6 protein-coding genes are annotated in these 7,194 nt (G+C 31.8%); 2 read left to right on the top strand and 4 right to left on the bottom strand.

The features are described 5' to 3' along the window. On the bottom strand, positions 1-2,008 hold a 2,008-nt coding region (locus tag JCM9152_RS20645), incomplete at its 3' end, for an ATP-dependent nuclease (protein ID WP_035347621.1). A 336-nt stretch (positions 2,009-2,344) separates the two neighbouring features. On the opposite strand from JCM9152_RS20645, the gene JCM9152_RS20640 reads away from it, so the two are divergent. Beyond that, entirely contained in the window at positions 2,345-3,064 is a 720-nt protein-coding gene (locus tag JCM9152_RS20640) for a restriction endonuclease (protein ID WP_035347620.1), read from the top strand. A 337-nt stretch (positions 3,065-3,401) separates the two neighbouring features. On the opposite strand, the gene JCM9152_RS20635 is transcribed toward JCM9152_RS20640, so the two are convergent. The 3 genes from JCM9152_RS20635 to JCM9152_RS20625 form a co-directional block, all read right to left on the bottom strand. Beyond that, the gene (locus tag JCM9152_RS20635) at positions 3,402-4,325 is read right to left on the bottom strand and encodes an SIR2 family protein (protein WP_035347618.1); all 924 of its coding nucleotides are present in this window, start codon (positions 4,323-4,325) and stop codon (positions 3,402-3,404) included. A 166-nt stretch (positions 4,326-4,491) separates the two neighbouring features. Beyond that, a complete protein-coding gene (locus JCM9152_RS20630; RefSeq protein WP_035347616.1) occupies positions 4,492-5,856 on the bottom strand; it encodes an IS1182 family transposase in 1,365 nt (454 codons plus the stop codon). Between the two features lie 124 nt (positions 5,857-5,980). Continuing rightward, positions 5,981-6,451 carry a hypothetical protein gene (locus JCM9152_RS20625; protein WP_148296569.1) on the bottom strand — a complete coding sequence of 157 codons (471 nt, stop codon included), beginning with the start codon at positions 6,449-6,451 and terminating at the stop codon, positions 5,981-5,983. 396 nt (positions 6,452-6,847) lie between these two features. Between JCM9152_RS20625 and JCM9152_RS20620 the strand changes: the two genes are divergently transcribed. Then, positions 6,848-7,194, top strand: a 347-nt coding sequence (locus JCM9152_RS20620) for a DUF4365 domain-containing protein (protein WP_158318467.1), incomplete at its 3' end; no start/stop codon positions are given.

Below are 7,194 nucleotides of genomic sequence, written 5' to 3'. Positions count from 1 at the left end.
CCTGTCCCTTTAATTCTAAATTATCTTTCAACACTGAGGCTAATTCTAGAGCATTTTCACCTTTACCTACGGAATTTAGATATCTAGATGCTATCAGAGCTTTCTTTTTATCATCTTCATTCCAATCGTCACTTACATTTTTTAAAGATTCTATTATTCTATTATTTTCTTTAGAACTTGATAAAGTACTAATTAATTTTGATAAGGGTGCATTATCACTGTATAAATCCATTAATTCAGTTAACTGTTGTTTATTAGCAATCGATTCTGTAAGTAACAACTTTAATGAAGGATTATCAAGTATAAGCTGATACTCAAGTGTTTTTCCATACTTTTCAGGTTGAACAAAAGCTCTTATATTGCAATGTTCTTCGTTTAGATATTGATTTACTGTAGTATTAGTTGAGTAGTCAAATTCATCTAAATTTGCCTTGTATTCGAATGGATAACATGCTTTAAAATTATTTTTTTTCTTATCGCCATTTTCGTTTTTCTTCCTTCGCACTGGGTCTAAATCAGTAATACAAGAAATTTTGCGATCAATGGTACCTTTATTATTACTATTAAATAAATGTAAGAAATGTTCGAAATATCTCCCGCCTACATTTATTACTGCGACATGATGCTTTTCTAAAGGTTTATTTAAGTAGTCTGCAAATACATATAATAATAATTGTTCAGCCATTCCCTCAACAAAAATTATTTTTTCTGCAAACAACATGTTTGATTTAGTAGCATCTAAGAAACGTTGCACGTATTTCTTGCTTTTAATCTTATTTTCACCAAAAACTTTTCCAGGATAACTAACATTTCTTTTATTATTATTTGTATACAGGCAAACAATATCATCAAGATCTGTTGCTGATGAAATATGTGTTGAATGGGTGGTTATGAATATCTGTTTTACCTTTTTATTTTTAAAATTATTTTTTAAGAATCTAATGAATTCATTTTGCATAGTAGGATGTAAATGTGCTTCTGGTTCTTCAATAGCTAATATTGGAAATACTTTCGCATTACTACCTAAGAATTTCCCATCAGAATCAACCTGCATTTTAGCCAGTAATAAAGCCATAAAAATTAAATTGTTATAACCTAATCCATTATAAGTTATAGGTATTGTCATTCCCGTTTCTTGCTTAACTATTAATTGCAATACAGTATAAATTTCACTTTCAGTAAGATTACCTTCAAAATCTGGTATTGACTTATCGTAAGATGCCCCAATCCCATCTGTATAAGATAGAATTTCTTTATTTCCTCTATTTAATCTTTCATGAATAGTTTTGATCAGCTCACGTGAGTTGGCAGAAAATATATCTTTTCTTTCTTGTAGTTTCCTTTTCTGTTCTTCTTCTGTAATACTTTTGTCAGACTTTATATCGTAATCTATAAAAAAGTCTATTACATTTTTTAATAAAGTGTTTTTTCCACTAAACATATCCCGTTCTACATCTCGTATTGCATCTAAAAACTGAAAGTCAAATTTATTTATACTATCATTGTCTACAGGGGATTGATTTTCTGGATTACCTACCCAAGTTTTATTAATGTATAACCTAATAAATTGACTTCTAATTATATTCCATATTTCTTCCGTAGAGTGTGCTTTGCTTACTATATTAATATAGTTCCTTTCTTCGGAGATTGGTAAAAAGAATTCATACTGTATCTTTGCTTCATAAGGCTCTTCTAGTCTGGTTAACCAGTTACTTACTGTGACTAATTCATCTGTCATCAAATTTTCATTTTCTGACTGCGTTATACGAACTGAAATTACTATCTTTGGAGATTCGCTTTTTAAAGATTCTATTGTTAAGGAGTTGTTAAAATCTTCTACCGATAGTTGTTTTCTGACTGAGCTATCAAATATTATAGCCAAAGCGCGCAATAAATTTGATTTACCAGAATTATTGTGACCGATCAATACATTAACACCCTCATGAAATTCGACATTAATATTATCGAAACTCCTAAAGTTCTTAATTTCAATGCCAGAAATATACATTTTATTCCTCCATTCTCTAAAAGTAAACTACTAATTATTTCCTTCTTTCGACCTATTATCGTATAGTATTAGGTAATATTCAATTAGAGTGAGACTAAATCTTTTTATTTTATTATTTAGAACATAGGTGGTGATTTTAATGGACTTCTTGAATTTGAGAAAACTTATCAAAGAAACTGAAGTTGATAAAGTTTTTTAGAAAGTTTGGGTTTAGACTTTAAAACAATAAGTGAAATATAAACATGTAGTACACAAGTGTAATAATTACTAGTCTTTTCATCATGCTATTCAATATGTTATGATTAACAATAGGTAATATTAGCAAGGAGTTAAATCATGTTTAAAACTAAGGGAGATAGACTGGAATCATTGATTCAATACGTTTATCAAGTACTATCAGAGTTTGCTAATAAAGATATTGAAGTCAAGAACAAGCACAATATAGTTGGTAAATCAGGTGTAATACATAATATAGATGTCTATTACCAATTTGAGCTAAATGGTATCACTCACAAAGTAATCTTTGAGTGCAAGAATTGGCATAGTAAAGTCTCAAAAGAAAAAGTATTAGCTTTAAAATCAATTTTAGAAGATATTCCTAATTCAGTGGGTGTAATGGTAGCTCCTAAAGGCTACCAAAGTGGTGCCAATAAGTTTGCTGAACATCACGGAATCGAATTGATTTCTGGAAGTGAAGAGTCTTTACTTGCCGCAGTAATTCAGAAGCGCTTACAGGTGGTGCTACCTGACGAATCAGTCATTGGTGAACCTTTTTATTGCTTAATGGAAAAAGGGGATAGTGGACAGGTAACTGGTACATATATTCGAAATATAGATGCAGATGGTAAGCCGTTTTTGATTTTATATTTTTCTAAAAAAGAAGCAGAAGAGAGTGGAAAAAATTTAAATTCGATTGTAAGAGGTATAGATAAAAAACATCTTACAATACTGTGTGATTATAGCGACAACTTCGGATTAAATTTGGCTATAAAACAATTCATGAGTACTGATGTACTTGGAGTAGATTCTAAACTTATAAGAGACTTTTTTCTTTAATAAAAAAAGACGCTCAACTATGAACGTCTAATTGTAATATATAGAACTTGCTTTTCAAAAAGTTAACAGGTAGTTCTGATTAGGGCAATTGCACTTTTGGCTTTTAAGTAAATCTATATGTTTTGATATTATCCCAATTTATCTGCATAATTGATGGACAAACTAAAAATTATTATTATCAATTAAAAAATAAAAGCAACTAGAACAGAGTGATAAAGTAGATTCTTATCGCTTGCTCTAATTCATTTTCCTTTATTTTTGAAAACTGGAGTACTCCTTTAGAAACAAAAGAAAAACAAGCACCTGTTTAAATTACTTGTTTCTTTTGAAAATAACACTATCTTTTTATTCTATTCAATATTAAAGGGATATCATCAAAACTCTCTACCCAAATAATGTTAATACCTAATTCTTTAAAGAATGATTCCTGCAATTCTTCGTTTACATGATTGAATGTCATAATATCATCACCAACATTGTTATCGCTTGTTATGGTGAAACGCTTCAATATTGCATAGTGATTGGGGTTTTCCTCGACATTCTTTTGAGATGCAATATCTAATAATCTTCGCAGATTTGGGTCAGTCATGGATAGCCCAATAAATAGACAAACATCATTGGTTAAATAGTTTAATTGAGTCATATTCGCCCAATTATATGGCTCTAATAAAAGTTTATGATATCCTTCTTCTGAAAAAACCAAAAGAGATTTTGATAAATCTTCATATTCTTCTTTGTTTTGGGGTAAAAATCCATGTACATGATAAATCCCCAATTCATCTGAATTTATTTTAACTCCATCACTATAGACGGAATGATACTTAACCCTCAATCTGTCTAAATTTTTTTCAATCAAGTCATCAAAGTTATAATTTATAATGGCTTTAATACCAGTCATTCCTCTATTGGGAACACATAATTGTCCTAATTCTTCAAGTAGATGTGACGTATCAACAGCATCCTTATATAATATATCTCTCACAAGGTCTGTAAATTCTTCTTCAAAGCCTTGTCTTAGGAAGCGTGTTTGTAAAAGAGGGGAATAGCCATTTTGATTTTGAATTGAATTAACAATTGATTTTTTATCCGAATTTGTTAATTTAATACCTTTTTTATTCATTTCTTGATTAATAAGTGCAACAAAAAGTTCTGAAATTAAAGCATCCCAAGTTGCTATTCCGGCTTTGCGTGAAGCTCCAGCACCCAGGAACAATACTAAATTATCGTTATGGTATTCTCTGCTTAATTGTTCAATATACAATTGTTTTTCTCTCTCATCGGATTGGGAATCCCTTTTAATGCCTTGAGATATAGTATCTTTAATAAGAAATTTATTCAAATTATCGTAAGTGAGTCAATTTCATAAAGCCTATCTCATGAATCACGCAAGAATCCAATTTTCATTTTATTGATTTTTGAAAATGAATTTAAGCTGCCTGGGTCATCTCCTTTTCGGAGAGTAATTTTGCTATGCGATCACATGCGAGTTTTGCTCCGTTATAAACTAATTGCGTCAAATCAAAATGTACTTTTGCTCGTTTTCCTGTACGGTAACGAACATTATTTAATTGGAAGAATTCTTTGAGATAAGCGATGACGCGTTCGACTGCACTTCTTTGCTTGTAAAGATTTTTCCAAGCTTTTGAACCACGGGCTGGCGCTGTATAGCGACGTAGATCCGTCGTGATTTTCACTTTATAGACTTTCTGACAGAGCGTATCTTCTGCTAGCGGACAGTCTTTACACTCTTTTGGACGTGTATACTTTAGTGTCTCATAAGTTGGGTCATAACTATCATACCGATATGAATGCTCACGAACACAAGTAGGGGCAAAATACTTGTCATAGCCTACTGGTTCTGATTCATTCTTCTTGTTATACGCAATAATGGACTGGGCACCGATCCGATAGATTTGTTCATAAATAGCAGGATAATCGTACCCTGCATCCAGTGTACAATGAGAGATCAGAAGGATAGAAAGACGCTCGCGAATGCCTTTTAATAAAGGGATTGCCGCTTTTCCATCATTCAGATTACCAGATGAGAATAGCGACTGCAGAATATACTGACTCTTGGTTCCGACGGCTAGGTGTCCTTTATATCCGTACCAATAAGCATTCTTTCCTTCACTATTTTTCTTAATGCCCCATTTAGGGTCAGTTGGAACGGTTGAACGTAATACATTTAGAGGTACATCAAGTTGTGCTTCAATGGGTTTCTCAAAAACCGACAGAGTTGCTTCGCGTTCAGCTTGTTCTTGAAGCCATTTTTCTTGTTCTTCTTTTGATTTACGTCCACGCTTTTTGGGTTCCGGTTTCGCTTTTTTTTCTTTCGCTGGCGCTTGATCACGAGCTTCAATATGAGTCGCATCGATGGCAATGGTGTCGTCCATGACAAATCCTTCGATGATGGCTTGAAGAATCTGCGTTTCTTGAACACGTTCTAAAACATCTGATTCTTCTAATTTTGTGAGCATTCTTGAATAAGATGCTTCAGATGGAATCGCATCAGAAAAAAGGAATCCACAATCTAAACGGAACATGTAGTCATTCTTTAAACGTTTAATAAGATCTTTAATCGTAGGAATTCGTTCAAGAATTCTAGCTGTAAGTGAGTAAATCATCGCTGCGTAGTTCAGCTGCACAGGCGCACCATAAAGGGCTTTTTTCGATACAACAGCTAGAATCGGATCAATCTCAATTGTCGAAAACACCGCTTCAAAACGGTGGGTAGGTTCTAAATCATATAAATCTTGCAGGTCAAATAGGCTTCCTTGTCGTATAATAGTCATAAGGGAGTCTTCCTCCAGTCGTTAGTTTTGTGTGGTAACTTACTAATTCGACTTTTGGGGAGGTACTCCTTTTTTCGTGTCTTGAAAGCCTTACGAGACTAAGGGTTCAAATTATGAAATTCATTCAAGTAGATAAAAATAAATCTATATTACTTTCACAAACTTCTATTAATTTATCAATTGTCCAAATATCCACTTTAAAGGTTGTGCTACTATTTCTGACAAGGCTTTCATCTAAAATATCGGGCGATTCTCCAACTAAAATAATAATAAGATTTTCCATTCGTTTTTCCTGTGTAGCAAATCTTCCCACAGTATCATTTATTAATCTTCTGTACTGCCTTTTATGCCTAAATATTTTCACTTCTAAAACAGTGCTTCCAGTGTATTCATCAAATCCATCAGGAGCATAAATATCGTATTCTAAAAATTTGCTTGAACTCTGGATACGATAATTTGAGTACACCTCTTTTTCTTGTTTTGAAATATAATCGTACAACACAGTAGTTACTAATTTCTCAATCGCAATATAAGAGTGTCTCAAGGAATTAGATTCTGTATTTACAATGTCTAAAATCATTTTTTTAATAGTCATAGGTTTTATTCGATCCATTCAGAAGTTGTATCTAATTTAAAGTATATCATGATTCAAATAGTTGAATACAGATGTATAGTTATAAGTATTTAGTATCATTTGTCTTGAATTTTTCTACTTGATTAAGTTTATTATTTTTGGAAGAAATAGTCTCTGCTTTATTATACAGTCAACACCCATATAGGTGGCAGTAGCCACTGTCTTCATCTAGCATAAGATTACTTACATGAACTGTTGTTGAAGAATAAAAAAGTAACGATAAGTGTAGTGTCACGAAGATTATCAGTGCCCCTTTTGATAGTATTTTATTTTTCTTTTCATAGTAATACCTTTCTTTTATGTTTCTAAAATAATGATATGATTAAACTAGTAAAATATAATGAAAGGATAAACAACATGTTTCCTAAAAGAAATCTATCTTCACAAAAAGGTGTTGAAGGACAAGCCTTTTTTCAATTTTTTGTAGTAAATAAATTAAAATGCATTTATCACCCGGTTAGTCAAGAAAACGATTCTGGTATTGATGGATATATTGAGTTAGTTGTTGAAGGTAATACAACTGGAAAACTTATTGGTATTCAAATCAAACATGGAAATTCATATTTCAGGGCAAAAACAAAGTCAGGTTATAAATACACTGGTGAAAACAAACATTTAAATTACTACCTGAATCAGCAAATTCCCATTTTCATTGTAATCATTGATGACGATTTTGAAAAACAATTATGGGTAGAATTTGATAT

Source organism: Halalkalibacter hemicellulosilyticusJCM 9152 (assembly GCF_000513115.1).
GTDB lineage: Bacteria > Bacillota > Bacilli > Bacillales > Bacillaceae_D > Halalkalibacter > Halalkalibacter hemicellulosilyticus.
The sequence above is the reverse complement of the archived record's forward strand: the minus strand, read 5'-3'. Positions and strand labels throughout refer to the sequence as shown.